The following is a 26,426-nucleotide window of genomic DNA, read 5'->3' on the forward strand; positions in this document are numbered from 1 at the left end:
CCCAATTTGGCCTCGCCGAGATTGAAGCCGCGCGCGATCTTATGGAGGCCGGGGATTTTGAAGCCGCGCGTGAAGCGATGTGGCCGGCGGCCCGGTCGGGCAATGCTGACGCCGAGGAGTTGATCGGCGTGATGTATGCGATGGGGCTTGGCGTTGAGCGCGACGATCAACGCGCGTTTGAATGGTATCTGCGCAGCGCCATGAAGGGCCACCCCGGCGCGCAATCCGGAATTGGGTGGTACTATGAGGTCGGGCGCGGCATGCCCGCGCCGGATTTGGTCCGGGCCTATATGTGGTACACGCTTTCGGCGATCGGCGGCGACCCCGACGCGGCGATCAGCCTTGAAGAGGTTGTGAAAAAAATGACCAAGGAAGAAATTGATAAAGCGCATATTCTGGTCGAGGACTACCGCGTGTGGATGTATCCGTTCCGGTGACGTCCGGACAAAAACGGCGCAAGGGTCTGCCCCCCGCGCCGCTTGTGCTTAGTTCAGGTCTGCGTCACGCGCGCCGTTTACGTCCGCTTCTGCTGCGGCAACTGCATCGGTCAATGCGGTGAACACCTCATCGCCACGGGTCACGTTGGACTTGAACCAGTCATACACTGGGGAAGCCGCCTGTTTGAACGCGTCTTTCTCTGCTGGGGTTGGAACATACAGGTCTCCGCCACCGGCAACAAAGTCTTCATAGGCCTGGATCGACTTACGCTTTGGCGATGCAAAGGTGGCCTGTTGCAGGGCATAGAACCCATCCACCACCACGCGGCGCATGTCTTCTGGCATGTCCATGAAACTCTGGTTCGACATCCACCACAGAGCCCCCATGTAGGCGTGGCCATCCAAGGTTACATACTGCAGGCCCGCATCTGGGAACTTCATGCCCATGATGTCGGTGATGCCGTTCTTGGAGCCTTCAACAACACCAGTCTGGAAACTGGTGAACAGTTCAGGCCACGGGATTGGCGTTGGTGAGGCGCCAAGCGCTTTCACAAGCTCCTGCGGCAGATCGGCCACAACAGTCCGGATCTTCAGACCTTCCATATCGGCGGGCGCAGCCACACGGCGTTTGGTGTTGGCAAAGTTGCGCCAGCCACCAGTGTTGCCGATGGTCATCAGGCGGATTGCATCGCCGCTGTCCTCCAGCGCCATGGCACGCATTTTGCGGGTAAAGTCACCTGACAGCACATGTTCCGCAACACGGTCATCCGCCATCAGATACGGCAGGTCGAGAACTTGCACATAGGGGAACAGGCCGGACGCGCCGCCAGAGGTCGAGATGTAGACGTCGATGGACCCATCCGCCACACCTTGCAGGCATTCGGCCCCGTTGGAGCACAGCTGCGTGCCGATAAAAAGCTCGACCTCGATGGCGCCGTTAGAAGCGGCTTCGACATAGTTTTTGAAGACAACAAGACCGTCGTAGTCTTCGTCATTTTCGTTCGAGTTTGCCGTTGCGCGGATCGTGTAGTCTGCCGCACTCGCGGTCAGCGCCGTGCCAGCCATCAAGGCCGACAGAGCCACCGTCTTTGCCAGTTTCATAAACATGCGTGTTTCCTCCTGTTGCACGTCGTTTTTTAGTGTCAGTTCAAGAACCCCGTTAGTTTCGGAATGGTCAGAGAGATTGCGGGCACGAAGGTGATCAGGAAGATCACAGCAACCTCAACCGCCAAAAATGGCAAAATGGCTTTCGCGATGGTTGTCACCCGTTCGTGCGAGACAGACGCCGCAACAAAGAGAACAAGCCCCATGGGAGGCGTGGCCAACCCCACAGTCAGGTTCACGCACATGATGATCGCAAAGTGGATGGACTCGACCCCTAGTCCATCAAAAACAGGTGCCAAAATGGGGCCAAGGATGATGATCGCCGGACCTGCGTCCAGAAACATGCCCACCACGAAGAGCAGCAGGTTGATCAGGAACAGCAAGATCAGAGGGTTTTCTGAAAGGGTCAGAATGAAATCGGCAAGAATTTCCGGTGCATGGCTGAGGCTGACCACTGTTTTGAATGACATGGCCGCGCCCACCAACAGCAGCACCACAGCGGACGTGATCCCGGCACGGGTGAAAACCTCCGGCAAGTCTTTCAACTTCATGGTCCGCAGCACCAGGAATCCCACCAACAACGCATAGGCAACCGCAACCGCTGCGGCCTCTGTCGGTGTGAACACACCCGCCAAAATGCCCCCAAGGATCAGGATTGGCGTCTGCAGTGGCACCACGGCGCGTTTGCAGACAATGCGGAATTCAGGGCTGACCACGCGGCGCAGTCCCAGCATCAATCCATGCGCCAGAAGAACCGCGCCTAGGAAGGTCAGCCATTTGGACAGCGTTGTGTCAGCCGCTGGGGCAAATTGCGCGAGCAAGAGTCCGAGGTTCAGCCGCACCAGCACAAAGGATACCCAACTTTCCAAACCGCCGATCTCAACGTTCTCAAACGTCACACGGCGCGCAGCAGGCAGATCGTATTTGTCGGCCATGACACGGACCATCACCATCAGGCCCACCCCCACCAGAATGCCGGGCACAATGCCAGCAAGGAACAACGCGGCGACGCTTTCGCCCATTACATAGGCGTAGATGATCATGATGCCCGAAGGCGGAATGATTGGCCCGATGACAGAACTGGCGGCGGTCACCGCTGCGGCAAATTTGCGGGTGTAGCCTTCACGCTCCATCGCCGGGATCAGCATGGAGCCAAGCGCGGAGGTGTCCGCCACCGCCGAACCAGACAGCCCTGCAAACAGGATCGACGATAGGATGTTCACCTGTGCGAGCCCGCCCCGCAGATGCCCCATCAAGGCTTGCGAGAACTCGACCAACCGGACTGTGATCCCACCCCGGTTCATCAGCTCGCCAGCCAACATGAAAAACGGAATGGCCATCAAGGGGAAGCTGTCCATACCGTTGTAGAGATTCCGGTACAGCAACGTGATGTCACGTTCTTGTCCGTTTAACCAAAGCAACGCCCCCGGCGCAGCCAGAAGGCAGAAAAACACCGGCAGACCAACCAGAAGAAGGAACAAAAACAGCGGAAGAAACCAGATCAGCATTACTCAGTCCCTCCGACGGTGAGGCCTGAACGCGTGGGCAAACGGTCGCTCATGCCCAACAGGCGCACAAAGCGCTCCAGCAACAGCTCGATGTTCACTAAGATCAGCAGCACGATGCCCACCAGAAGGGACAGCATCATCCAACTGCGTGGTATTCGGTACCAACCGTCAAACGTCAGAGAAGTCGGCAGATACAAAGACGCAGTGGTGAAACGCCCACCAAGCCCGGTGACCTCTTTGTAGCCAATCTGCACCCCGACGATCAGCACCGTCAGGCTGATCAACAACAAGACAAACTGCAGAAGATGCATTGCCTTGCCTTTGATAACCGCATCAATGAAGTCAATCGCCACAAAGCCGCCATTTCGGAAAGCCGTGGGCGCCATCAGACCTGTCATCCACAGCATAAAGAAACGGGCGGCTTCGTCGGGCCAGGGCAATGCACTGCCCAGAACGTAACGAAAGAAAACTTGGATCAGGATCGCCGCGACCATCACGCCTATGGCGAACACGCCCAGCCAACGCCCGACTGCCAACAGTCCGGAGTTCAGTGGACGCAACAGATTCAAGACAGCAAAGACTGCCTTCATCGTGTTCTTCTCCTCCCGTTTAGCATTCTGTCCTCTTCAGAATGCAGGTCGCCGATCTTATTGTTTTACGGCGGCAATCTGGCCCATTTGGCCCTTGTAGAAAGTCAGTGCATCTCCGTCTTCGCGCATGGTCGCGCGGTCAACATGTCCAAGAACAATCGCGTGATCGCCACCTTCGTAAATCGCGGACCGAGTGCATTCGAACCGTGCGAGGCAATTGTCCAGAATGGGCACACCCCAGTCATTCACCAGGTGCGCCACATCCGCCAGACCAAAGGCATCTTTGGCCACCGTCCAGCAAAGATCATCCTGCTCGGCCGACAACACATGGATCGCATAGTGATCTGCGCGCTCAAAATGCGGAAACCGGCGCGAGTTCTTGTCAGGGGACCACAGCACCAGAGGCGGGGTCAACGACACCGACGAAAAACTATTGGCGGTGATCGCCACCGGACCGTTTTCCGAAGCCGCCGTGACAATCGTCACCCCGGTGGCAAATCGTCCAAACGCATCCCGCAAGAGCCGCGTGTTGTTCGGGTCAGGCACAAAGCTGAGCTTTCCCCCGACAGTGTGAGCAGACATCATGGGACCTCCTTGCCGTGCGCGGCTTCGTAGAGAGAGAACCAAGTTTCGCGGTCCAGTGTGACCTTCTCCGCGTTCGAAATCATCTTGATACGATCAAGGTTGTTGGAGCCCAAAACCGGCAGGATACGGGCCGGATGACGCAAAAGGAACGCAACGGCCACAGCGGCGCGATCCGCGCCCTGCTCTGCAGCAATACGATCCAAACGGTCCGCCACTTCCCCCGTTCCGGTCATCAGGCTGCCGCCACCAAGCGGTGACCATGCCATGACAGGATGGACATGCTGCTGATGGAAGGCCAAATCCCCATTTGTGAAAGGAGACAATTCTGCCAGCGAAATCTCAATTTGGTTGGTGGCCAGCGGCGTCTTCATGGCAGACTGCAAAAGCTTCCACTCCCAAGGGCGGAAATTCGACACGCCAACGGCGCGCACCTTGCCCGACGCCACCAGTTCATCCAGCGCCGCCCCGGTTTCATTGTGATCCATCAAAGGATCGGGTCGGTGGATCAGCAGAAGATCCACATGGTCCACCCCCATCTCACTCAACGACCGGTTCACCGAGGCTTCGATGTGGGCGCGCGAGGTGTCGTAATATTTGACCGGCTTGTCGGCATAAATCCCGATGGGCGCGACGATATCGCACTTTGTCACGATCTCGATCTGATTGCGCAACGCCGGGTTGGCTTTTAGCGCCCCGCCCAGCACCGCCTCGGCACCGTAATCGCCATAGATGTCCGCCTGATCAATGGTTGTGATCCCTTGGTCCAGACAGGCTTGGATTTTTGCATCCACGTATTCGGGCGACGTGTCCGCATCATCGGCCAGACGCCACATGCCATATACCAGACGGCTGAAGGTCAGCCGGTTTGTGATCTCGACACGGTTCATCAGCGACGTTCTCCGATACCAAGGGGAGTTTGCGGCGTGGATGCCGGCACTCGCCCATAGGCATGGGGCAGCGATACCGTGTTGAGATTTGGCATCACGCGGGCGCCAAAATGCTTGGCCTCATCCACATGCGGATACCCGGACAAAACGAAAGCCCGCATCCCCATCTTCTTATAAGCCTCCAGCTTGGACAAAACCTGATCGGTTGACCCGACCAGTGCTGCGCCACAGCCGGACCGCGCCCGGCCCACGCCGGTCCAGAGATGTGGTTCGATAAAGCCATCGTCGTCGGCTACATCGCGGTTCTTTGCCTGATGCGACACGCCCAGAGACTTGGCATCCAGCGCACGCTCCCGGATGGCACGCCCCTGCTCGTCATCAAGCTTAGACACAATGTAATCGGCATATTCACGTGCTTCAGCCTCGGTGTCGCGGACAATCACATGCACGCGCAGACCATAATCGAGTGTCCGGCCGTAGCGTTCCGCCACCGCGTTCACCGCCTTCATACGCCCGGCCAGCTCGTCCATCTTCTCCGGCCACATCAGGTAGACGTCGCAATGCTGCCCGCAGAGTTCCAATGCATCCGGCGAATAGCCACCAAAATACAGCAATGGCCCACCGGTCTGATAAGGCACCACAGGATCAGTTGTAAGGCCCTGGAAATTGTAGACCTCACCTTTGTGGTTGATCTCGCCTTGGGTCCAGGCCTGTTTGAGAATCTCGACAACTTCACGCGAGCGCTGGTAGCGATAGCTGCTCTCATCCTTTTCACCGGGAAAGTCGGACGAGATGATGTTCACGGTCAGCCGACCTTCCAACATGTGGTCCAACGTCGCCAGTGTACGGGCCAGCATGATCGGCTGGATCTCGCCACAGCGCACGGCGGCCAGCATGTTGATCTTGCTGGTGACCGGCGCGCAGCCTGCCACGAAGCTCAGCGTGTCCTGACCCACCTGATAAGAAGACGGGCACAGAATATTGCGGAAGCCTTGCGCCTCAGCTTCTTTCACGATGCCCGAGCAATGCGCCCAGGACGACCGCAGATCGCCATCTGGCACGCCAAGAAATTGGTAGTCGTCTGAGCACAGCGCGGCAAACCACGACACTTCCACAGCATCCAGATCAGCAGATGTCACCGGCACGATGGTCATCGAGTTCCTCCCAAAATCTCGTTTTCCTTACCTCTTGAATAAACTGCGATTTGATGTAGATCAATGGTGTATCAATTTTGCGGGATGATCTATGTCAAATCCAGACCTCTCCAGTTCGGCGCTGCCGCTCTATTTGCAGATCAGCGAAACCCTGATCCGAGAGATCGCGGCTGGCCGTCTGGTGGACGGAGAGCGCTTGCCGCCTGAGCGCGAGCTGGCCAAGCAATACGGAACCACCGTGCGCACACTGCGCAAATCCCTTGCCGAACTGGAGAAGCAAGGCATGCTGGAGCGCGTTCAAGGATCCGGCAACTATGTGCGCGCCACACAAAGCGGGCGCAGCGTCTACTCCATGTTCCGATTGGAGTTGCCGGGGGGGGGCGGATTGCCCACTGCGGACATCCTCTCGGTGCATGACATGGACAAGCCTTCCGGCCTGCCAGCCTTTGGCACCTCGAATCACGGCACACGGATTCGCAGGTTGCGCTATCTGGACGACGTGGTGATCGCGGTCGAAGAAATCTGGCTGGACGGCGACGCCGGCAAAGTGGACCCGGCCAAACTGTCGGAGTCGCTGTACCACTATTATCAAAAGCAGCTTGGCTTCTGGATACGTCGCGCCGAAGATCGCGTCTCCATCGGGCACGTGCCGGACTGGGCGCCAGAAGCCTTCGGCCAACTTCCTGGGGCAGTTTCTGGTTACATCGAACGCCTAAGCTGGTCGCAAACCAGCGCTCCGGTCGAGTTTTCACGCACCTGGTTTGACCCGGAACACTCTATCTACATCCAACGCCTGACTTAGGAGGCATTATGACGAAACCCACCACCTACGGGATCATCGGCTGCGGCATGATGGGACAAGAGCATCTGCGCAACATTGCACTCCTCCCGAACACGGAAGTTGGGGCCATCTTCGAACCCAACGCCCAAATGCGCACGGAAAGCGCCCGGTTTGCGCCTGACGCGCAATTTGTGGAGAGTCTAGAAGAGCTGTTGGCAGTAGAAACGCTGGATTGCCTGCTGATCGCCAGTCCGAATTTCTGTCATGTCGATCAGCTGCAACAGATTGCCCAAATCCGCCCCCTGCCCCTTCTGGTCGAAAAGCCGCTGTACACCGACCCACGGGATCTGGTGCGCATCAATGATTTCGCCACCAACTATCCTTCCCCGGCCTGGGTTGCTATGGAATATCGCTACATGCCGCCGGTTGCGGCCTTCCTGAACAACGCGGCCTCCGTCACAGGTGGCATCAAGATGCTCACCATCCGCGAACACCGGTTTCCCTTCCTGGAAAAGGTTGATGATTGGAACCGCTTTAACGCCAAATCCGGCGGGACATTTGTGGAGAAATGCTGCCACTTCTTTGACCTCATGCGCCTGACACTCGGATCAGATCCCGTGCGTGTGATGGCCTCGGGCGGACAGGACGCCAACCACTTGGAAGAAAGCTATGATGGGCAGGTGCCGGACATACTCGACAATGGTTACGTCATCGTCGATTTCGAAAACGGCGCCCGCGCGATGCTGGAACTGTGCATGTTTGCGGAAGGTGCGGAGTACCAGGAAGAAATCGCGGCTGTCGGTCCTAAAGGCAAAGTTGAAGCGCTGGTTCCCGGGCCGGGCCGCTTCTGGCCGAAACACCTTGGCGCCGCGCCTACTCCGAAGCTCATCTTGTCTCCGCGCACACCCAAAGGTCCGGTCGAAAAGGATATTCCTGTGGATCCCGACATCCTCGATGCGGGTGACCACAACGGCTCCACTTTTTACCAACACAAATACTTCCTTGAACTGGTTCGTGGCGAACGGTCCACACCCGAGGTTAGCTTATCCGACGGAAAGATGGCCGTGTTGATGGGCATCGCAGCACAGACATCCATACAAGAGAAGCGATCTGTCGAAATGTCGGAGTTCAGCTAGGTTGATCGGCGAACGCGGTTTCAACGCGGTGGTGTAATGCCACAAGTTCTAGCTGTGCGACCAATACGGAAATGAACGAAACAAGGCGGGTCGGGGTGGGTCCCGAAGGCATGAGATTTATTGACCCAAAGAAAAATCGCAAAAGTAATTGTCATTTGCCCCGATCCGCTTCCTCCCGGAACAGCAAAGCAAGGTCCTGCTACAGCGACCAGAGAATTTGGCCTGCGCCGTTGGTAGTCGCCGATGCGTTCTCTGACCAACTGGCATGCCAGCTTGTGAACGGGGCGGTCGCCCTCAGGTGAAGCGGGATTGAAACTTTACAATAGGGACGCAAAACTGCAGCACTTGAAACGGCAATGAAGGGCGATACTTAATACTGCTCTGCATTTTGCAAAACCCGCTTCCTGCGCAATGCTGCCCTTGTAGATTGGCACAGCATTGAAGTCGGGGGGGGCGCCTTTGAAGGGCTGCCTTCCTCAATCTGAGGCAGCACCTTTGCACATAGCGCTGCGAAGGACCGCTTTCCGCCCATTCTGCAGGCAGCACCGGCTAGTGACATCAATACAAGCAGGACGCGCTTAGAGTTTCCCGTATATTCCGGGCTGATGAAGTCACGTGAAGTAAGTGAGCTTACCTCACTGCTCTCCATGCGGAGTTTACGCTTCACTTTGGTGGCTTATCTAGGACGAGATTTGGCAGCTCAGAAGGCACTGGCTGCAAAAAACCTACTAGCCGGGCGGCGACGAGCATTCCACGACCTATTTGAAGGCCGCAGAGGTGGAAGGCTTGTTTGAAGAAACCTGATCCTAGCGAAAGCCGAGTGTGGGGTAAAATGTGGGGTGAAGCTGAAAAGCTTTGCCCTTTTTCCTTATTTTACATGTAGTTAAGGGGGTATCATGGTGCGGGTGAAGGGACTTGAACCCCCACGCCTCGCGGCGCCAGAACCTAAATCTGGTGCGTCTACCAATTCCGCCACACCCGCATTGTGAGCGCGTCTTAGCAAAGCTTTTTCGGGGATGCGAGAGGAAAGTTTACAGAAATGTACTTTCCGACAATACAATTTTCCAAACACGCCACTTAGCGCGCCGCAATTGTCATCCAACCAACTGAATAGCCTGTACTTCCTGTTTCTGCGCCACTGGGCGGGCCATGATCCCAGCTTCTCCCTGGGTGAGTTCGGGAAATAGCGCCTCCAACTCGGCACGGCTGTCGTGAGGTAAGCCCCGCAAAGCCACCGGCCCGGCATACAGGCTCTCACTCAAAAGCCCCTCGCTGTCGACAATCTCATGTCGATCAAACTGCAGATGAATATAGATCACAGCCCCCGTGGGCCGCACCACACGCACACTTCTGTCATTCACAAGATGTACTGCTGCGGCCAAAACCTGCGGCTCACCACAGATCAATTCGGCACGCCAGCCCTCCAGCAGAACACGGTGCTGTGGAGACACAGTCAGGTCGCGGCATGGCCGTCCTGCCCCAAAGGCATCTTTTTGTATCCTGACCGGGTGGAAACTAGGGTTGGCTGCTAGATGAGTAGATGTCAGCGTGACACAACCAACCCATCGAACGGGTTGAAATCCATGATCCAGTGTCTTCACCAGATCACCAACTTGAATATCCTCAACCAGTGCCTGCCCACCACGCACACGGATCAACGTCCCCGGTGTAAAGCACGGAGGCGCAGCGATATTTGACTGATCCACAGCAGAACCGCCCGTTGGCCCTTCTTGTGCAGAAATCACCGTGAGAGGCACGCCAACCGGCGGAAATTCATCTACAAACGCCAGCCCCTCAACGGTCCCATAAGCCGGAGAGGAATTATTGAAGTTCACCGAGATGACGCGATAAGTCAGCCCCGTACTGGGGTCCAGAAGGACAAACTCATATTCCGCTTCGATCCGTGTGTTGTTACCGAAGGTGGTGCCATCAAACGTCTGAGATCCCGCCAGCCGTTGATTGCTGTCATTGTCGTCAAAGTTTGTATCGCCGCCGCGGTCCCTAACAGAAATTTGCTCCCAGGCATTGCTGTTAAGTGTAATGGTTTCTCCCACAAGATGACTGCCGTCACCCTGCGTGATCCCATCTAGCGACACGCCACCAGATACCGAGACATGGGATTCCCCCAACGCCCAAAATGAATAATTCGCCATGGAACAGACCTGCCCGACCTGCGTTTTTGTTTATTTCCTACAGGGTAGGTCAATTTTTAGGCAAACACCAGAAGAGCGCCGCAGGTTAAATCCGTTCGTTGTCCAAAGAGCTCAGCACTTGCGGCAGCGTCTCTGGCAAATCCTCTGCAATCAAACCGGGCCCAAACGCCCGCGCACACTCCACATGCAGCCACGCCGCTGTCTCTGCCGCCTGTTGCGGCGCCAATCCGCGTGCAAGCAGCCCCGTGACAAACCCCGCCAAAACATCCCCTGAACCCGCAGTCGCCAGCCACGGCGCTGCGCGGTCATAAACGGCCGCATTGACGGCACATTGCCCATTTGGCGAAGCAATCACCGTATCCGGCCCCTTAAACAGGACCACGCACCCTGCCCGCTCGGCGGCGTCTCGGGTGGCGTCCACCTTGGAATAAGCCGGGCCTTGGGTCGGCGTTTCCGCCAAATTGGCAGCAATGTCCGGAAACAGCCGCGCAAACTCTCCGCCATGGGGCGTCAGCACCACATTCTCATGCAATAGATCAAAAAGTGCTGTTGGATCATCTGCATAGGCGCTCAATGCATCCGCATCCAACACCACCGCCCGCTGTGTTTCCAGCGCGACAGGCACAAGATCTCTCGCCCGTTCCACCCCCATACCCGGTCCCAAACACAGCGCGTTTATGCGTTCATCCTTTAAGACACCCTCAAGCGCTGTAGCATCGCTCACCCGCTTCAGCATCAACGCGGTGATTTGACAGGCCACTTCTTGTTGTGCATTAGGCGGCACGCCAAGCGTGACAAGCCCCGCGCCAATGCGCAAAGCCCCCCGCGCCGCCAACCGCGCCGCGCCAGTTTTGCCGGAGCCACCAGAGAGAATGAGCGCGTGGCCGTGGGAGAATTTGTGCTCACAAGTCCACTTCTCCAAATACGGTGAAGCAGGTTCAACCAATGAAACCACCACTCGGCCCAGGCGTCGTTCACCAGACAATGCCTGAAGAGCTTTGCGAGAAATTGGGTCGCCTAAATCTGAATAACCCAGGCCTATATCGACAACTACAGACTTTCCTGCGGCTTCAGGTCCTGCCGCTAAAACATGCCCAAGCTTTTTCGAGTGAAATGAAACTATCAGGTCAGCGGGAACCGCAGCCCCACTTTCATCCATTGCTTCACTTAAGATCTGGCGCCCACTATCAGAGCAAATCCCTGAAGGCATATCCACCGCAACGAGCTTATTGAATTGGCCAACAGCCGGCTCCCCAGGCAATGCTACAAGGGGCAACCCCACCGGCCTCGTCAACCCGGTACCAAATAGAGCGTCAATCACCAACTCCGCGCCCGCTGCAAAACTATCCACTTCGAATGTCTCAGCAGAAAGGCTTTTCACTTCCCCCAACGCACGCCACCGCTCATAATTCGCCCGTGCATCTGGCGGCAGCTTCTCGGCATCCCCGTAAAGAAACACCTCCACATCCCACCCCTGCACATGCAACAGCCGCGCCACAACAAAACCGTCGCCGCCATTGTTGCCCGGCCCGCACAGCACGACAGCCCGCATTCTCATTCCAGAAATATCCCGGGAGTCTGGGGGCTGGCCCCCAGCTTTTGCCTTGAAATCAAGCAACTCCGGCCACTCTTCAAAAATGGCCTCAACCACGCCCTGCCCGGCCCGCTCCATCAGCTCCAGACCAGTTACCTCGCCCGACTCAATTGCCGCCTGCTCGATGGCGCGCATTTGGGCGGCGGTTAACAATTCGCTCATTTGTGAAACATCCCGCGATTCAATTCAGCGCAGTTTTGCGCCACATTGCCTAATTTTTAGGCACACCCCTAAAATCCGCTCATCCAGAGAGCCCTGCGTCACCCTATCCAATTGTGACCCCGCAATGAAAGTGGTCTGTCGAATTTCAAGAACGCACCTGAGGAGGAGCCTCCACATGAAAAAGATCGAAGCCATCATCAAGCCGTTCAAACTTGATGAAGTCAAAGAAGCCCTGCAGGACTTTGGTATCCAAGGCCTCAGCGTTGTCGAAGTCAAAGGCTTTGGCCGTCAGAAAGGCCATACAGAGCTTTACCGTGGCGCTGAATATGTTGTGGACTTCCTGCCCAAAGTGAAAATCGAAGTTGTGCTTGAGGCCGATCAGGTTGATGGCGCAATCGAGGCCATCGTGGGTGCTGCCAAAACCGACAAAATCGGTGACGGCAAGATCTTTGTCTCCCCTGTGGAGCAAGCCATCCGCATCCGTACCGGTGAATCCGGCCCGGACGCGCTGTAATTTCATCCATTATCTAAAGCAATCAGAAGGACCAAGGGAATGAGCGCAGACGCAATTCTCCAGCTGATCAAAGACGAAGATGCCGCATATGTGGACATCCGTTTCACCGACACACGTGGTCGACTGCAGCACGTGACAGTGGACGTCGATCTTGTTGACGAAGACTTCATCGAAGAAGGCTTCATGTTTGACGGATCCTCCATCGCTGGCTGGAAATCCATCGAAAACTCCGACATGAAACTGATGATGGACACCACGTCTGCTTACGTCGATCCGTTTTACGCCGAGAAAACCATCTGTATCCACTGCTCCATTGTTGAGCCGGACACAGGTGAAGCCTATGAGCGTGACCCACGCGGCACCGCTGAGAAAGCCGAAGCCTATCTGAAGTCTTCCGGAATTGGTGATGTGGCCTACATGGGTCCAGAAGCTGAATTCTTCCTGTTCGACGACGTGCGTTTTGAGAACAAAATCAACAAAGTATCCTACGAAGTTGATGCGATTGACGGTTCTTGGAACTCCGACACCGAATATGAAATGGGCAACATGGGCCACCGCCCTGGTGTCAAAGGTGGCTATTTCCCGGTCAACCCAACCGACGATGCACACGACCTGCGCTCCGAGATGCTTTCCACCATGAAGCGTCTGGGCATGAAAACTGACAAGCACCACCACGAAGTGGCGTCCTGTCAGCACGAGCTGGGCCTGATCTTTGACAGCCTGACCAAACAGGCCGACGAGCTGCAGAAATACAAATACGTGATCCACAACGTGGCTGCGTCTTACGGCAAATCCGCCACTTTCATGCCAAAGCCGATCTACGGCGATAACGGCACCGGCATGCACGTAAACATGTCGATCTGGAAAGACGGAAAGCCACTGTTTGCGGGTGACAAATACGCTGACCTGTCTCAGGAAGCTCTGTACTTCATTGGCGGTATCCTGAAGCACGCCAAGACTCTGAACGCCTTCACCAACCCGGCGACCAACTCTTACAAGCGTTTGATCCCTGGTTTCGAAGCGCCCGTTCTGCGCGCCTACTCCGCACGCAACCGCTCCGGCTGTGTCCGTATCCCATGGACCGAAAGCCCAAAAGCCAAGCGCGTAGAGGCTCGTTTCCCTGATCCAGCAGCCAACCCATACCTGTGCTTCGCAGCGCTCCTGATGGCTGGCCTTGACGGCATCAAGAACAAAATAGATCCAGGCGAAGCCATGGACAAAAACCTCTATGACCTGCCTGCGGAAGAGCTGGCAGACATTCCAACCGTCTGTGGCTCCCTGCGCGAAGCCATGGAATCTCTGGCGGCAGATCACGACTTCCTGCTGGCAGGCGACGTGTTCACCAAGGACCAGATCGACGGCTACATTGAGCTGAAGATGGAAGAGGTTGAGCACTACGAGCACACCCCGCACCCTGTTGAATTTGGCATGTACTACAGCTGCTAAATCCTAGGCGGATAGAACGACAAAGGGCGCTCCTCGGGGCGCCCTTTTTTGTATTCTCCTAGTCCCCTAAGCCACTCAGCCAATTTCTAGGTCTTAACCAATCCCTTCACGACCTTTATCAACGCGGTAATAGGCCCATAACAAACGTGAAGCGACGCTGCGCCACGGTGACCAGGCCTCCGCCATTTGCCGCAATGCCCGCTCCTTTGGGCGGTCGTTCAGGTCAAACAACATGCGTGCGCTTTCCTGCAACGCCAAATCACCAGGCGCAAACACATCCGCACGGCCTAGCGAAAACATTGCGTAGATCTCGGCCGTCCAAATGCCAATACCGCTGACCTTGGTTAACCTCTTGAAAATCTCGTCGTTGGGCGCAGATCTCAGCGCTTCAAAATCAATGCCTTCGTCCGCCAAGGCTCTGGCATACCGCATCTTTTGTCGACTGAGCCCTGCACCGCGCAATTCATCTTCCGACGCAGCCACAATCGCCTCAGGCGTCACGAGCCCTGCCCCCTGCATCCGCGCCCAAATCGCCGCCGCCGAGGCCACACTCACCTGTTGGCTCACAATGGCACTCAGCAGCTGGTCAAAACCATCCGGACGCAACCGCAACGGCAAGGGTCCTGTCAGCTCCAGAGCCCGCGCAAATCGCGGATCAAGCTCTGCCAACCAGGCAGCCCCTTCCGCCACACAATCTTCGGTTTTGATAATCCGTCCAACGTCCACATGCACCTCCCTGACTGGCCGTCACAGTAGTCGCGCGTTGGTGAAGTGCAACCTCTGGACCTCAGCTGCTTAACAAGCTAACGCTTGCGCATGACAGAGACAGTGACCCTCCCCGCTGACGACAGCCGCGCCAAGCGCAATGTGCTTATTTTGGTTATGGCTCAGGCCTTTTTGGGCTCTCAAATGCCGCTGATCTTCACGATTGGTGGGTTGGCTGGGCAGTCTCTGGCCTCAAATGTGTGTTTTGCGACCTTACCGATTTCGCTCATCGTACTGGGCTCTATGCTCTCGGCAACACCACTCTCTGCGATCATGCAGAAATACGGACGCCGCACCGGATTTGTTGTAGGAACCGTAGGCGGTGCTTTGGGCGGCGCTGTGGGGGCTTATGGCCTGTACCTCAGCAGCTTCCCGATCTTTTTGTTCGGCTCGCTTTTGACAGGTGTTTACATGTCCGCGCAGGGCTTCTTTCGCTTTGCCGCAGCGGATACGGCCTCTGAGGCCTTCCGCCCCAAAGCCATCTCCTATGTCATGGCTGGCGGTTTGCTTTCAGCCATCATTGGCCCTCAACTGGTCAAGGTTACATCGGACTCTATGGTGGTGCCCTTCCTTGGCGCCTACATCGCGGTGATCGCAATCAATGTCATCGGGTCCTTGTTGTTCCTATTCATCGACATTCCAAAGCCCCCCGTGCCGTCCGCAGACGCCCCCAAAGGGCGCACTCGGTGGGAGCTAATCACCAGCCCGCGCATCGCCGTCTCCGTGATTTGCGCCATGGTGGCTTATGCCCTGATGAACCTGGTTATGACCTCAACACCTTTGGCCGTTGTCGGCTGTGGCTTTGAACAAAATGACGCTGCAGATGTGGTCACAGCGCACGTGCTGGCAATGTTTGTTCCGTCTTTCTTCACCGGGCATTTGATCGCAAAATTTGGCGTCGAGAAAATCCTCGCCACCGGCATCCTTATCCTTGGCTTGGCCGGCGGCGTTGCACTTCAAGGTGTCGAACTGGAGAACTTCTTCATCGCCCTGATCCTGCTGGGGCTAGGCTGGAACTTTGGCTTCATCGGCGCAACCACCATGTTGGCAGGCGCGCACACTGTTGAGGAGCGCGGCCGCATGCAAGGCATGAACGACGTGATTGTCTTTGGCGGCGTGACCGTGGCCTCGCTGGCCTCTGGCGGTCTGATGAATTGCTCCGGAGGCGACGCAGTGACCGGTTGGACCAGTGTGAACCTCGCCATGGCTCCGTTCCTGATGCTGGCCGGTGGTGCGCTCATCTGGCTGATGTTCCGCCCCAAAGAGGAAATGGCCTAACCAGATTGGCGGGCGTTTACCAGCGCCCGCTCACACCCCGCCACAGCAAGCCAACTCGCTTGCCAAACTCACTCATGCCAAGTGCACCTTGCGCCACACGCTCTGGCTCTGCGGCGGCTTGAGACAACACGGTTTCCACCTGCCAACAGCTCAAAAATGCTTGACCTGCCTGAGGCGAAACTGCGCCGTGATTGGCGCGTGCCTTTTTGAACCGGGCCAGACCCTCTTTGGCCAAAGCACTCACCGCCTCAGGTCGCCCATCCACCAACGGAACCCGCTTCTGTGCCTCCAGTGCCGGAATGGCCTGTAGCCAATTTGCAAGGGCCAACGCATAGCCCGCATCCAGCGCGACATCCGTGTCACAAGGCCCAAGACTGCGCGCAGCCGCCAACAACAGTGCGCCGCCAGTGTCTTGCAAATATCGGGTTTGGTGCGCCAGATCTTCAAACGGATCTTTGTAAATATCCCAGCGCCGCGCCTCGATGAGCCGATCCAGCACCTCTGCATCTTCGACACTCAAAACCTCCGCCAAAGGCGACACAACCTCATGGCGCCGCACGGGTTTGCCTTCGCGGATTTCATCCAGCGCGTCGCGCCACCATTGCAGGCGCATCTCGGCAATCATGGTTTCCTGCGTCACCCAAGGCGCACGCGCCACCTCGACGTTAAACGCATAGATCGGAAGCAACACATCCCGCGCGACAGGCTTGGCCGCGAGCACGGCAGCAAAGCGATCGGGGTCTGCGCGCTGTACCAGATCAGCACAGGCGTTTAAATCGTCCTGCGTCACGCAAACGCTCCCGACGTACGCGCCACCTTTGCGCCGTCACGCACCAGCTTCCAGTTCAACGCATCCAGCAAGGCCTCAAAACTCGCATCCACTATGTTGGCGGAAACACCAACCGTGGCCCAACGCCGCCCGCTGTCATCTTCAAAGTCTATTATGACCCGCGTGACGGCTTCGGTGCCGCCATTGGTAATCCGAACCTTAAAGTCCACCAGACGCACGTCATCTATGACCTCTTGATAAGGCCCTAAATCTGATTTGAGGGCCTGCCAAAGGGCGTTCACCGGCCCTTCGTCACTCATCTCATCCGCGTGATCATTTTTGAAGTAGCTGGTGGTTTTCTGCCCATTGGGCAGCTGCACCGTGACAACCGCTTCGCTTTCCACCACCAAGTGGCCGCGCGCATTACGGCGACGCTCGGAAATCACCCGATAGCGCTCCACATCAAAGAAGCTTTCTGTCAGCCCCAAGGCATCCCGCGCCAACAGCTCAAAACTGGCCTGCGCGGTATCATAGGAATAGCCTTTGGCCTCAGCCTCTTTGATGCGGTTGAGGATATCACCAAGCGCTGGATTACCCTTTTCAACCTCTAGCCCCGCATCTGCCAAGCGCTTGCGCAAGTTGCTCTGCCCGGCTTGATTGGACATCGGAATGACCCGCTCATTGCCGACCACAGCCGGGTCAATGTGCTCGTAGGTGCTCGGGTCTTTCAGGATCGCGCTCGCATGTAAGCCCGCCTTATGCGCAAAAGCACTCGCGCCCACAAAGGCAGCCTGCCGCATCGGAACGCGGTTCAATATGTCATCCAGCATCCGACTGGCCCGCGTCAGCCCTTCAAGTGTCTCAAGGCTCACGCCGATCTCCAGCGTACACGCGTATGGCTCTTTAAGCAGCAACGTCGGGATCAGTGTTGTCAGATTGGCATTGCCACAGCGCTCCCCCAATCCATTCAACGTGCCCTGCACCTGACGCGCGCCCGCATCCACAGCCGCCAGAGAATTGGCCACCGCGTGTTCCGTGTCATTATGCGTATGAATGCCCAGATGATCCCCCGGAATGCCCGCCGCAATCACCGCTTTGGTGATCTCATAGACCTCACGTGGCAAAGCCCCGCCATTGGTGTCACACAACACAACCCAACGCGCGCCAGCCTCATAGGCGGCTTTCACCACTTCGAGCGCATAGTCCGGATTGGCCTTGTACCCGTCAAAGAAATGCTCCGCGTCAAACAACGCCTCACGCCCCTGAGCCACCAAATACGCCACGGACTTCACAACATTCTCTGTGTTCTCAGGCAAAGTGATCCCAAGCGCTTTGGTCACGTGGAAATCATGGGTCTTGCCCACCAAACACACGGCCTCTGTGCCTGCATTCATCACCGCCGCCAGCACATCATCGTTCTCCGCCGACATGCCTGCCCGTTTGGTCATGCCAAACGCTGTGAAGGTTGCGTTCAACTTTGGCTTGGCATCAAAGAACTCACTGTCGGTCGGGTTCGCTCCGGGCCAGCCGCCCTCGATGTAGTCAATGCCCATCGCGTCCAAAGTGGCCGCAATCTGCGCCTTTTCACTGGTGGAAAATTGCACACCCTGTGTCTGCTGCCCATCACGCAGCGTGGTGTCGTAGAGATAGAGGCGGTCTTTGTTCATTTGAGCGCCTCGACTTCCGACTTCAGGCACTCAACCAGATCCGAAGACGGTTCGTCCTGCATGTCTAAGGTCACCATGTCAGCTGAAACTGATAGCTTAAGCCCAATGGATGCAGCAAACTTCTTGAAGCGATCAACTTTGTCGAACGACTTGGTTTCCTTTGCCTGCTTATAAGCATCCCGGAAATTGTCGCTTGCTGCAACAAGGACGTTTCCAAGTTCTGTTGAAATCGGAAAAGAAGTAAAAATATGATAGCCAGTTAAGCTATTGTCTTTGAACTGTTTCCTAGATTCGTCGCCAAGAAAGCCTAACCATCTAGCGTTATCCAGTAGTTTTTGCGGATCGTTATGGAGCGCTCGCAGATACGTGATTGCGAGGTGCGTATTGAGATCGTCAGCTAATGCGTCGACAAGCCGTTGATCAGGGGTGAACTCGCTGGCCGGAACAGGGTCCAGCTCAATCGTTCTCCGCATCCAATGATCAAGGTCGGCTTGAGCCTCTTTCCGCTTCTTCTCAGTCCAATCCATCGGTTTACTGTAGTGCGTTCCTAGAAACACAAACCGGATCACTTCCCCGGAAACACCCTGATCCAGCAAATCCCGCACCGTAAAAAAGTTGCCCAAAGACTTGGACATTTTCTTACCTTCCACCTGCAACATCTCATTGTGCAGCCAGTAGTTGGCAAAATTGGAACTTGTGTTGGCACAGCAGCTCTGGGCAACTTCATTCTCATGGTGCGGGAACATCAAATCATTGCCGCCCCCGTGAATGTCGATGACATGGGGCGCAGCCAGTGCCGCCTCGGACAAAACGCCAGCTTCCAGAGGCCTCTTCCAAAGCAACTCGTCGGCCATTGCCGAACATTCGATGTGCCAACCCGGACGCCCCCGCCCCCACGGGCTTTCCCAGCCGGGTTGCTCGGCGTTAGACGGCTTCCACAGCACAAAATCCATCGGATCTTCTTTGTAGCTCGCCACCTCAACCCGCGCGCCGGCAATCATGTCGTCCACGGACCGGCCCGAGAGCTTGCCGTAGTTGTCATATTTGCGCACCCGGAACAGCACATGCCCCTCATGCGCATAGGCAAACCCATCCGCAATCAGCTTCTCGATCATGGTGATCATCTCACCGATGTATTGCGTCGCCCGCGGCATATGGTTTGGCTCCATCGCCCCCAACGCGCCCATATCATCGAGATACCACTGCGTGGTTTCCGCCGTGATCTCGCCAATGCTGCGACCGCTCTCCGCCGCCCGCGTGTTGATCTTGTCATCCACGTCGGTGAAGTTGCGCACATAGGTCACGTGATCCGCGCCATAAACTTCGCGCAACAGGCGATAGAGCACATCAAACACCACAACAGGCCGCGCATTGCCGATATGCGCGCGATCATAAACAGTCGGCCCACAGACATACATCCGCACATTTTCAGGATCGATCGGCTCAAACACCTCTTTCTGGCGTTTCAGCGTGTTGTGCAGCTTGATCTCAGTCATAAGTGGCTCCTCGGCACACGGTTGGTCCGTGGCGGGCTTACCAATTCTCAAACATGTTTGAAATAGAAGAACAGCCCGCCTGACAATGTCAGCAGGTAATGCAGCAAATAATAAAGGTGCGTGCAGTGTTCATGGCCGCGACCCTATGCGGGTGGTGATCGACGGTCAAGCCCGACATCTCTGAATTGACTGACTGACCGCTTTGACGGTGACGCAGAAAACCTGCGCCACCGTCTGGAAGCTTCTTACGATTTAGTCGCTCAAGCCTGACGCAGAAGCTTCAAAACAGCCTGCCGACGCGCAGCGAGTAAGGTTGCCTGATTGGGCACACGTTTCTTCTCACATGCATCACCGATCCACAGCTTTGCCCGCGTCAACCGTCCCAACGGAAAGGCCTTTGGTATCGCGATTGACCGTCCAGTCTGCGCCAGAATGGTCAAGCCAATCCCAACCGCGGTGATGGCCGCGCCAAACCAGCTCACCGGCCCATAGCGCTCTCCAAGCAAAGCCACGCCAACAATCAAACCCACAGCGGCAGCGACAAAGCCAATCTGGCTCAACATCACCGGTCCACCGACCCGTTGCAGTTGGAAAAACGCCGGAATGGTCAATGCAGCCGCCACCATTTGGGCTGTTGCAGCCCAGGGAACCTCCGCCACGGTATGCAGCGCAATGCCTTCGCCACGCAAAACCATCACCACAACCAAGGCAACAATCGACACCATCTGGCTCCAAAACGCCAGGGCAATGGGGTGCTCGCCCTCAGGCCAATCCAACGTGCGGTAAACATTCCCGGCTGCCAGGATCACCGGAATGGTCAGCCCAACCAGTGACCAAAGCAACGTGCCTTCGACCCCGCCACGCCCAAACGCAACCATCAGCGCACCAACCAAGCCAAAGGCGATCCCAAACAGGCCCAACCGCGACGGCGTCTTCAAACCAAACAAAGACGAAACCGCCAATGTGGCCACAGGCGACAAAGCAAACATCATGCCCACCTGCCCCGCGCCCAGTTTTGGCACCAAGCCAAAGATCATCACATTGATCCCCGCAGAGGTCACCAATCCGGTCACCAACACGTAGCGCAGCAACTGACCACGCGGCAGCCTCAACTGACCACGTAAGGCCACAAAGGGAAACAACGCCGTACAAGTACCAACAGACACCAACAGCGCCCAGACCATCGGCGGTACGCCCGCCGCCGCGGATAACTTGCTGAGCGGGAACCCCACGCCCAGCAAGGTGCCGCACCAGATCAACAAGCCAATTGGCCCAGCTTTCTGCAAGTCAGGCATAGCTGATCACCTCGTATTCAATGTCGTCAGGCCCATCGAAATAGAACCGCTTGCCCGGTTCATAATCCGCATGGTTCATAGGAACAAAACCCGCCGCCTTCACGCGCGTCTCAACCATGTCCAGATCGCCCACCACAATCCCGATGTGGTTCAAACCTCCAGCCCGATAATAGCTCGTCTCTGCATTCTGAATATCGACGGGTGGCGCATATAGCGCGAGATAGCTCTCGGTCTCTCCGACATGCACACTCCGCCCTCCGTGAATGGAGTCGCCTTCCCACCGCACCTGCCAATCAAACAGCTCACACAGCATCGACGCAGTTGCTTTTGGATCTCGTACCGTCAGGTTTACATGCTCAAGTTTCATGGCTCTGGTCCTTCCTCAGAATTTCTCTATGGACTCAGACTAATTCCTCAAGTTAACTTCACTACAAGAACTTCTAATTGTTTAAATTCAGATAGATAATGAAAACCACACCAAAACTTCGCCTGCGCCCCACCGGTCTGACCATTGGCTTCATCTCCGAACGTACTGGCCTCGCCCCTTCGGCGATCCGGTACTACGAGGAAGAAGGCATCGTGCACCCACATCGCACAGACACCGGCCAGCGCCGCTTTGAACGCGCTGATATCCGCCGCTTGTCATTTGTGATGATCTCGCAGTCCCTAGGCTTTTCCATCGCAGAGATCCGCACCGCTTTGGACAGTCTTCCGGCAAACCGCACACCAACCAAGGCGGATTGGCAGGCTATCTCTGAATCGTTTCGCCAAAAGCTCGATGACCGAATTTCCCAGATGACTAAACTGCGCGAGCAGCTTGACGGCTGTATAGGCTGTGGCTGCCTCAGCCTGTCCAATTGCAAGCTCTACAACCCCGACGACCGCGCCCGTACCCGCGGCACCGGCCCCCGCTACTTGATGGGCGACAGTCCCTCAGATCTAGGACAAGACGCCTAACCCGCCCGCGAAAACGTCAGGCAATTCCGACCCTCTATCGTTCGTTCCCGACATCGCCGCGACGGAAATACCCCCTATCACGACATTGAATTTGACTTGTTCTCCTGCCCTCTGTCACCACGGGCACAAAGGACAATAAGGAGTGCGGGATATGAAACTTTCGCAGCGCATCACCAACATCACCGGGGGCGGATCTGACGGCTGGGATGTCTTCTACAAAGCCCGCCGCATGATTGCCAAGGGCGTCGACGTGACCGAACTGACCATCGGCGAGCACGACATTCGCACCGATCCGGTGATCCTCGCCGCTATGGACCAATCCGCCCGCGGCGGACACACTGGCTACGCCATGGTACCCGGCACCCAGGAGATGCGCGAGGCCGTTGCGGCCCGCCTGACCGAACGCACTGGCGTGCCCACCAGCTATGAAAACATCCTGATCACGCCTGGCGGTCAATCAGCCTTATTTGCAGCACATGTTGCCACCTGTTCCCCCGGGGATCGCGCGCTTTACATCGATCCCTATTATGCCACCTACCCCGGCACCATTCGTGGCGTTGGGGCAGAGCCGGTGCCAATCCGCACCCACGCCGCTAATGCGTTTAAGCCTAAAGCGGAAGAGATTGCTGTTGAAGCCACCAAAGGCGCCGCGTCCCTGCTGGTCAATACACCCAACAACCCAACCGGCACTGTCTATGGCCGGGACACGCTCAACGGCATCGCACAGGTCTGTAAAGAGCACGATCTCTGGCTGATCTCTGATGAGGTCTATGACACGCAGGTTTGGGAGGGCGAACATATCAGCCCACGCTCTTTGCCTGATATGGCAGAGCGCACCCTTGTTGTCGGCTCTATGTCCAAGTCCCACGCCATGACAGGCTCTCGGATTGGCTGGATCGCAGCCCCAAAAGAGGTCATCACGCATCTGATCAACCTCGCAACACACACCACTTACGGCGTGCCCGGCTTTATTCAGGACGCCGCAGTGTTTGCTCTGGCACAAGGAGAAGAGCTGGAAGCAGAAATCGCCGCGCCTTTTGAACGCCGCCGCGACATTGCCAAAGACATTCTGGCCAATCAAAACACAGTAGGCCTCGTTCCGGCTCAGGGCGCGATGTATATCATGCTCGATGTACGTGCGACGGGCCTATCTGGCGAGGCCTTTGCCAACTCGCTGCTCGACACCCACAACATCGCAACCATGCCCGGCGAAAGTTTTGGCCACTCGGCCCACGGCCACATACGCGTGGCGATGACAGTGGATGACAAGCGGTTCAAGTCCGCCCTGCAAACGCTGGTCGATCACGCCGAGCACCTCGCCGCATAATTTCAAAGCCGCGTTTTGTCCAAAAACGACATCTGTCGCAATTGGACATGACGCGGCGCTTTGAGATTCGCAAACTCCTTGTAAGAGGAGAGGCAAATGCAAGGCGTGCGCTGTAAAATCAAACTTGTGAGCCGCACCATTGGTGCGGATCGCGGTCGCGCCGCCCGAGGCCGCCCGTAAGCGCCATCAAATTCGTTTTTGATAACTCTTACAGGACCTTACATCATATGAATGCACAATCTCCCCGCCGCTCCGGCGGCCGCTCCGCCCGTCGTGCTGCCCGCGCAGCCCCCCTAGCACAAGACATCCGCCCGATCCGCGCAGGCATGGAAGGTGGCCAGTATAAACCACTGACAGATAGCGATATGATGCGCATTCATGAAACGGCGCTGGACGCTTTGGAGCAAATTGGCCTCGCAGACGCCCCACAATCCGGCATCGACATCCTGACCGCCGCCGGTGCCCTTTTGGGCGAAGATGGACGGCTACGGTTCCCCCGTGCCTTGGTCGAAGACATGTTGGCCAAAGCTTGCAAGACCATCTCCCTGGCAAGCCGGGACGGCACCCATGATCTGCAACTCTCCGGCAATCGCGTGCATTTTGGCACCGCGGGCGCCGCAGTGCATATGGTGGACATTGACACAGAAGACTACCGCGACAGCACGATCCAAGACCTGCACGACGCCGCCCGCATTGCTGATCAGCTCGACAACATCCATTTCCTGCAGCGCCCAATGGTGGCGCGCGACATCAAAGACAACAAAGAAATGGACCTCAACACCATCTACGCGTGCTGCTCCGGCACCACCAAACATGTCGGCGTGTCGTTCACGGAACCCAGTTTTGTCCCAGATGCACTTGAGATGCTGCACATGATTGCCGGTGGTGAAGACGCCTGGCGCGCACGCCCTTTTGTCAGCAACACCAACTGTTTTGTGGTGCCGCCGATGAAGTTTGCCACCGAAAGCTGCGAGGTCATGGAAGCCTGCATTCAGGGTGGCATGCCAATCCTTCTGCTCTCTGCTGGCATGGCAGGCGCCACCGCGCCATCCACCATTGCCGGCGCCATAGTGCAGGCCACCGCCGAATGTCTGGCTGGCATCGTTTATGTGAACGCCATCTCTCCGGGTCATCCCGCCATCTGCGGCACCTGGCCTTTTGGTCTCGATCTGCGCAGCGGCGCAATGAGCGTCGGCTCAGGCGAACAGGCCCTGCTCTCTGCCGGCTGTGCCCAAATGCACAAATTCTATGGGTTACCTGGCGGTGCTGCCGCCGGGGCCAGCGACTCCAAACTGCCAGACATGCAGGCTGGCTGGGAACAAATGTGCTCCAATGTCATGGCGGGGCTCTCAGGTCTCAATATGGTCTATGAGGCTGCTGGAATGCACGCCTCTTTGTTGGGCTTCTGCCACGAAAGCCTGATCCTCGGCGACGACCTGATTGGCCAGGCACTGCGCTCTGTGCGCGGCATTGAGGTGGACGAGGAAACCTTGGCATTGGAACAAATTCGCGACGTTTGCCTCAACGGTCCCGGCCATTACCTCGGCACAGATTCCACCTTAAGCCGCATGCAAAAAGATCATGTATATCCGACACTTGGAGACCGAACCTCCCCTAAAGAATGGGCCGAGTTGGGCAAGCCAAATCTGCTTGAGAAAGCCAAGTCTCGCAAAGAGCAAATTCTGTCGCAAGCGTCCGCCGCTCGCTTTTCCCCCGATCTGGATCAAGCACTGCGCGCCCGCTTCAAGATACACTTACCGCACTAAAAAAGGCGCCGCTTATTCCGCGGCGCCTGTCTTCATTTGGCTCAAAATATCCCGGGGGTCTGGGGGCAGCGCCCCCATGCCATTTAAGCGTCCTCAGCCCTTAGCCAGTTGCGCCTCCCGCGCATCGCGCAGCTTCGCAAAATCATCACCGGCGTGGTAAGACGAGCGTGTGAGGGGCGTCGCCGACACCATCAAGAATCCTTTGCCAAATGCAGCCGTCTCATAGCTCTTGAATTCTTCCGGCGTCACAAAGCGGTCCACACCGTGGTGTTTTGGTGTGGGCTGCAAATACTGGCCAATGGTCAGGAAATCGATGTCTGCTGCGCGCATATCTTCCATAACCTGGTGAACAGACTGCTTGTCCTCTCCCAGCCCAACCATGATGCCGGATTTGGTGAAGATCGACGGATCCATCTCTTTCACCCGCTGCAACAAGCGCAGGGAGTGGAAGTAACGCGCGCCAGGACGCACCTGAGGATACAGGCCCGGAACGGTTTCGAGATTGTGGTTGAACACGTCGGGACGCGCCTCAACCACCACTTCCAAAACTTCAGGCTTACACTTCAGAAAATCCGGAGTCAGAATTTCAATAGTGGTCTTGGGCGAACGATGCCGCACCGCACGGATGGTCTGGGCAAAATGCTCCGCGCCACCATCTTCCAGATCATCACGGTCGACGGAGGTGATCACCACGTGGTTCAGATCCAGCTTCTTCACAGCTTCCGCCACACGGCCCGGCTCAAACACATCCAACGTGTCCGGCTTACCGGTTGCGATGTTACAGAATGTACAGCCACGGGTACAAATCTCGCCCATGATCATCATGGTCGCGTGACCCTGGCTCCAGCACTCTCCTGCGTTGGGGCACGCAGCCTCTTCGCACACTGTGGTCAGATTGTTTTCCCGCATGATTTTGCGGGTGGCGTTGTAGCCATCCCCTGTTGGCGCTTTGACGCGAATCCACTTGGGCTTTCTGGGCTGAGCATTGTCCTTACGGTGCGCCTTTTCAGGGTGGCGCTGCTCTGGCAACTTCAAATCACGCAACTGATGGTCCT

At 56.7% G+C, this 26,426-nt stretch carries 24 protein-coding genes and 1 tRNA gene; 9 read left to right on the forward strand and 16 right to left on the reverse strand.

From position 1 onward, the window contains the following. Positions 1 to 41: 41 nt before the first annotated feature. Positions 42 to 437, forward strand: a complete 396-nt coding sequence (locus tag QOL67_RS06125; RefSeq protein WP_283425464.1) for a tetratricopeptide repeat protein — start codon at positions 42 to 44, stop codon at positions 435 to 437. 48 nt (positions 438 to 485) lie between these two features. Here QOL67_RS06125 and QOL67_RS06130 read toward each other — a convergent pair whose 3' ends face one another. From QOL67_RS06130 to QOL67_RS06155, 6 genes are read right to left on the reverse strand one after another with little or no spacing between them, the layout of a single operon-like run. Continuing rightward, on the reverse strand, positions 486 to 1,544 hold the full coding sequence (locus tag QOL67_RS06130) for a TRAP transporter substrate-binding protein (protein ID WP_283425085.1): 1,059 nt from the start codon (positions 1,542 to 1,544) through the stop codon (positions 486 to 488). Between the two features lie 35 nt (positions 1,545 to 1,579). After that, positions 1,580 to 3,049 (reverse strand): TRAP transporter large permease, encoded by a 1,470-nt coding sequence (locus tag QOL67_RS06135; protein WP_283425086.1) that lies wholly within the window; start codon positions 3,047 to 3,049, stop codon positions 1,580 to 1,582. Continuing rightward, the gene (locus tag QOL67_RS06140; RefSeq protein ID WP_283425087.1) at positions 3,049 to 3,639 is read right to left on the reverse strand and encodes a TRAP transporter small permease; all 591 of its coding nucleotides are present in this window, start codon (positions 3,637 to 3,639) and stop codon (positions 3,049 to 3,051) included. Before QOL67_RS06140 ends, QOL67_RS06135 begins: the two co-directional genes overlap by 1 nt. A 57-nt stretch (positions 3,640 to 3,696) precedes the next feature. Then, positions 3,697 to 4,221: a flavin reductase family protein gene (locus QOL67_RS06145; RefSeq protein ID WP_283425088.1), complete on the reverse strand. Its 525-nt coding sequence runs from the start codon at positions 4,219 to 4,221 to the stop codon at positions 3,697 to 3,699. Further along, positions 4,221 to 5,111 (reverse strand): aldo/keto reductase, encoded by an 891-nt coding sequence (locus QOL67_RS06150; protein ID WP_283425089.1) that lies wholly within the window; start codon positions 5,109 to 5,111, stop codon positions 4,221 to 4,223. Before QOL67_RS06150 ends, QOL67_RS06145 begins: the two co-directional genes overlap by 1 nt. Next, a complete protein-coding gene (locus tag QOL67_RS06155; protein WP_283425090.1) occupies positions 5,111 to 6,265 on the reverse strand; it encodes an LLM class flavin-dependent oxidoreductase in 1,155 nt (384 codons plus the stop codon). Before QOL67_RS06155 ends, QOL67_RS06150 begins: the two co-directional genes overlap by 1 nt. A 91-nt stretch (positions 6,266 to 6,356) precedes the next feature. Between QOL67_RS06155 and QOL67_RS06160 the strand changes: the two genes are divergently transcribed. Next, positions 6,357 to 7,067: a GntR family transcriptional regulator gene (locus QOL67_RS06160; RefSeq protein WP_283425091.1), complete on the forward strand. Its 711-nt coding sequence runs from the start codon at positions 6,357 to 6,359 to the stop codon at positions 7,065 to 7,067. Positions 7,068 to 7,075: 8 nt separating this feature from the next. Further along, positions 7,076 to 8,182 (forward strand): Gfo/Idh/MocA family protein, encoded by a 1,107-nt coding sequence (locus QOL67_RS06165; RefSeq protein WP_283425092.1) that lies wholly within the window; start codon positions 7,076 to 7,078, stop codon positions 8,180 to 8,182. Between the two features lie 897 nt (positions 8,183 to 9,079). Here QOL67_RS06165 and QOL67_RS06170 read toward each other — a convergent pair. The 3 genes from QOL67_RS06170 to QOL67_RS06180 all read right to left on the reverse strand — a co-directional run bounded on the left by QOL67_RS06170 (position 9,080) and on the right by QOL67_RS06180 (position 12,091). Beyond that, a tRNA-Leu gene (locus QOL67_RS06170) sits at positions 9,080 to 9,164 on the reverse strand. A 112-nt stretch (positions 9,165 to 9,276) separates the two neighbouring features. Then, on the reverse strand, positions 9,277 to 10,335 hold the full coding sequence (locus QOL67_RS06175) for a Hint domain-containing protein (RefSeq protein ID WP_283425093.1): 1,059 nt from the start codon (positions 10,333 to 10,335) through the stop codon (positions 9,277 to 9,279). A gap of 85 nt (positions 10,336 to 10,420) precedes the next feature. Beyond that, positions 10,421 to 12,091 carry an NAD(P)H-hydrate dehydratase gene (locus QOL67_RS06180; RefSeq protein WP_283425094.1) on the reverse strand — a complete coding sequence of 557 codons (1,671 nt, stop codon included), beginning with the start codon at positions 12,089 to 12,091 and terminating at the stop codon, positions 10,421 to 10,423. Between the two features lie 175 nt (positions 12,092 to 12,266). On the opposite strand from QOL67_RS06180, the gene QOL67_RS06185 reads away from it, so the two are divergent. Together QOL67_RS06185 and glnA are read left to right on the forward strand one after the other, a co-directional pair. Further along, positions 12,267 to 12,605 carry a P-II family nitrogen regulator gene (locus QOL67_RS06185; RefSeq protein ID WP_164642114.1) on the forward strand — a complete coding sequence of 113 codons (339 nt, stop codon included), beginning with the start codon at positions 12,267 to 12,269 and terminating at the stop codon, positions 12,603 to 12,605. Between the two features lie 39 nt (positions 12,606 to 12,644). Next, on the forward strand, positions 12,645 to 14,051 hold the full coding sequence (glnA, locus tag QOL67_RS06190) for a type I glutamate--ammonia ligase (RefSeq protein ID WP_283425095.1): 1,407 nt from the start codon (positions 12,645 to 12,647) through the stop codon (positions 14,049 to 14,051). 93 nt (positions 14,052 to 14,144) lie between these two features. On the opposite strand, the gene QOL67_RS06195 is transcribed toward glnA, so the two are convergent. Further along, positions 14,145 to 14,777 carry a DNA-3-methyladenine glycosylase family protein gene (locus tag QOL67_RS06195; RefSeq protein WP_283425096.1) on the reverse strand — a complete coding sequence of 211 codons (633 nt, stop codon included), beginning with the start codon at positions 14,775 to 14,777 and terminating at the stop codon, positions 14,145 to 14,147. Positions 14,778 to 14,867: 90 nt separating this feature from the next. Here QOL67_RS06195 and QOL67_RS06200 point away from each other — a divergent pair, with 90 nt between their 5' ends. Then, entirely contained in the window at positions 14,868 to 16,094 is a 1,227-nt protein-coding gene (locus tag QOL67_RS06200) for an MFS transporter (RefSeq protein ID WP_283425097.1), read from the forward strand. A 16-nt stretch (positions 16,095 to 16,110) separates the two neighbouring features. Here QOL67_RS06200 and QOL67_RS06205 read toward each other — a convergent pair whose 3' ends face one another. From QOL67_RS06205 to QOL67_RS06225, 5 genes are all read right to left on the reverse strand, one after another. Beyond that, complete coding sequence (locus QOL67_RS06205) at positions 16,111 to 16,884, reverse strand: squalene/phytoene synthase family protein (protein WP_283425098.1); 774 nt, start codon at positions 16,882 to 16,884, stop codon at positions 16,111 to 16,113. Next, on the reverse strand, positions 16,881 to 18,530 hold the full coding sequence (cimA, locus tag QOL67_RS06210) for a citramalate synthase (protein ID WP_283425099.1): 1,650 nt from the start codon (positions 18,528 to 18,530) through the stop codon (positions 16,881 to 16,883). Before cimA ends, QOL67_RS06205 begins: the two co-directional genes overlap by 4 nt. Beyond that, the gene (cysS, locus tag QOL67_RS06215) at positions 18,527 to 20,026 is read right to left on the reverse strand and encodes a cysteine--tRNA ligase (protein ID WP_283425100.1); all 1,500 of its coding nucleotides are present in this window, start codon (positions 20,024 to 20,026) and stop codon (positions 18,527 to 18,529) included. Before cysS ends, cimA begins: the two co-directional genes overlap by 4 nt. 260 nt (positions 20,027 to 20,286) lie before the next feature. Then, complete coding sequence (locus tag QOL67_RS06220; protein ID WP_283425101.1) at positions 20,287 to 21,321, reverse strand: DMT family transporter; 1,035 nt, start codon at positions 21,319 to 21,321, stop codon at positions 20,287 to 20,289. After that, positions 21,314 to 21,688 carry a VOC family protein gene (locus QOL67_RS06225; RefSeq protein ID WP_283425102.1) on the reverse strand — a complete coding sequence of 125 codons (375 nt, stop codon included), beginning with the start codon at positions 21,686 to 21,688 and terminating at the stop codon, positions 21,314 to 21,316. Before QOL67_RS06225 ends, QOL67_RS06220 begins: the two co-directional genes overlap by 8 nt. 98 nt (positions 21,689 to 21,786) lie before the next feature. On the opposite strand from QOL67_RS06225, the gene soxR reads away from it, so the two are divergent. The 3 genes from soxR (at position 21,787) to QOL67_RS06240 (ending at position 25,371) form a co-directional block, all read left to right on the forward strand. Continuing rightward, the gene (soxR, locus tag QOL67_RS06230; protein ID WP_283425103.1) at positions 21,787 to 22,278 is read left to right on the forward strand and encodes a redox-sensitive transcriptional activator SoxR; all 492 of its coding nucleotides are present in this window, start codon (positions 21,787 to 21,789) and stop codon (positions 22,276 to 22,278) included. A gap of 151 nt (positions 22,279 to 22,429) precedes the next feature. After that, complete coding sequence (locus tag QOL67_RS06235; RefSeq protein ID WP_283425104.1) at positions 22,430 to 23,605, forward strand: pyridoxal phosphate-dependent aminotransferase; 1,176 nt, start codon at positions 22,430 to 22,432, stop codon at positions 23,603 to 23,605. Positions 23,606 to 23,832: 227 nt separating this feature from the next. Continuing rightward, a complete protein-coding gene (locus tag QOL67_RS06240; protein WP_283425105.1) occupies positions 23,833 to 25,371 on the forward strand; it encodes a trimethylamine methyltransferase family protein in 1,539 nt (512 codons plus the stop codon). 93 nt (positions 25,372 to 25,464) lie between these two features. On the opposite strand, the gene lipA is transcribed toward QOL67_RS06240, so the two are convergent. Beyond that, positions 25,465 to 26,415 (reverse strand): lipoyl synthase, encoded by a 951-nt coding sequence (gene lipA, locus QOL67_RS06245; RefSeq protein ID WP_283425465.1) that lies wholly within the window; start codon positions 26,413 to 26,415, stop codon positions 25,465 to 25,467. Positions 26,416 to 26,426 lie beyond the last annotated feature (11 nt).

Source organism: Shimia sagamensis (genome assembly GCF_900182745.1).
GTDB lineage: Bacteria > Pseudomonadota > Alphaproteobacteria > Rhodobacterales > Rhodobacteraceae > Shimia > Shimia sagamensis.

Excerpts from the sequence above, each read along its gene's own strand:
- QOL67_RS06200 (WP_283425097.1), top strand. The coding sequence starts at position 14,868 with ATGACAGAGACAGTGACCCTCCCCGCTGACGACAGCCGCGCCAAGCGC.
- glnA (WP_283425095.1), top strand. The coding sequence starts at position 12,645 with ATGAGCGCAGACGCAATTCTCCAGCTGATCAAAGACGAAGATGCCGCA.
- QOL67_RS06155 (WP_283425090.1), bottom strand. The coding sequence starts at position 6,265 with ATGACCATCGTGCCGGTGACATCTGCTGATCTGGATGCTGTGGAAGTG.
- cysS (WP_283425100.1), bottom strand. The coding sequence starts at position 20,026 with ATGACTGAGATCAAGCTGCACAACACGCTGAAACGCCAGAAAGAGGTG.
- QOL67_RS06225 (WP_283425102.1), bottom strand. The coding sequence starts at position 21,688 with ATGAAACTTGAGCATGTAAACCTGACGGTACGAGATCCAAAAGCAACT.
- cimA (WP_283425099.1), bottom strand. The coding sequence starts at position 18,530 with ATGAACAAAGACCGCCTCTATCTCTACGACACCACGCTGCGTGATGGG.
- QOL67_RS06185 (WP_164642114.1), top strand. The coding sequence starts at position 12,267 with ATGAAAAAGATCGAAGCCATCATCAAGCCGTTCAAACTTGATGAAGTC.
- QOL67_RS06145 (WP_283425088.1), bottom strand. The coding sequence starts at position 4,221 with ATGTCTGCTCACACTGTCGGGGGAAAGCTCAGCTTTGTGCCTGACCCG.
- QOL67_RS06180 (WP_283425094.1), bottom strand. The coding sequence starts at position 12,091 with ATGAGCGAATTGTTAACCGCCGCCCAAATGCGCGCCATCGAGCAGGCG.
- QOL67_RS06160 (WP_283425091.1), top strand. The coding sequence starts at position 6,357 with ATGTCAAATCCAGACCTCTCCAGTTCGGCGCTGCCGCTCTATTTGCAG.
- QOL67_RS06240 (WP_283425105.1), top strand. The coding sequence starts at position 23,833 with ATGAATGCACAATCTCCCCGCCGCTCCGGCGGCCGCTCCGCCCGTCGT.
- QOL67_RS06165 (WP_283425092.1), top strand. The coding sequence starts at position 7,076 with ATGACGAAACCCACCACCTACGGGATCATCGGCTGCGGCATGATGGGA.
- QOL67_RS06125 (WP_283425464.1), top strand. The coding sequence starts at position 42 with ATGGAGGCCGGGGATTTTGAAGCCGCGCGTGAAGCGATGTGGCCGGCG.
- soxR (WP_283425103.1), top strand. The coding sequence starts at position 21,787 with ATGAAAACCACACCAAAACTTCGCCTGCGCCCCACCGGTCTGACCATT.
- QOL67_RS06235 (WP_283425104.1), top strand. The coding sequence starts at position 22,430 with ATGAAACTTTCGCAGCGCATCACCAACATCACCGGGGGCGGATCTGAC.
- QOL67_RS06220 (WP_283425101.1), bottom strand. The coding sequence starts at position 21,321 with ATGCCTGACTTGCAGAAAGCTGGGCCAATTGGCTTGTTGATCTGGTGC.
- QOL67_RS06175 (WP_283425093.1), bottom strand. The coding sequence starts at position 10,335 with ATGGCGAATTATTCATTTTGGGCGTTGGGGGAATCCCATGTCTCGGTA.
- QOL67_RS06130 (WP_283425085.1), bottom strand. The coding sequence starts at position 1,544 with ATGTTTATGAAACTGGCAAAGACGGTGGCTCTGTCGGCCTTGATGGCT.
- QOL67_RS06135 (WP_283425086.1), bottom strand. The coding sequence starts at position 3,049 with ATGCTGATCTGGTTTCTTCCGCTGTTTTTGTTCCTTCTTCTGGTTGGT.
- QOL67_RS06150 (WP_283425089.1), bottom strand. The coding sequence starts at position 5,111 with ATGAACCGTGTCGAGATCACAAACCGGCTGACCTTCAGCCGTCTGGTA.
- QOL67_RS06140 (WP_283425087.1), bottom strand. The coding sequence starts at position 3,639 with ATGAAGGCAGTCTTTGCTGTCTTGAATCTGTTGCGTCCACTGAACTCC.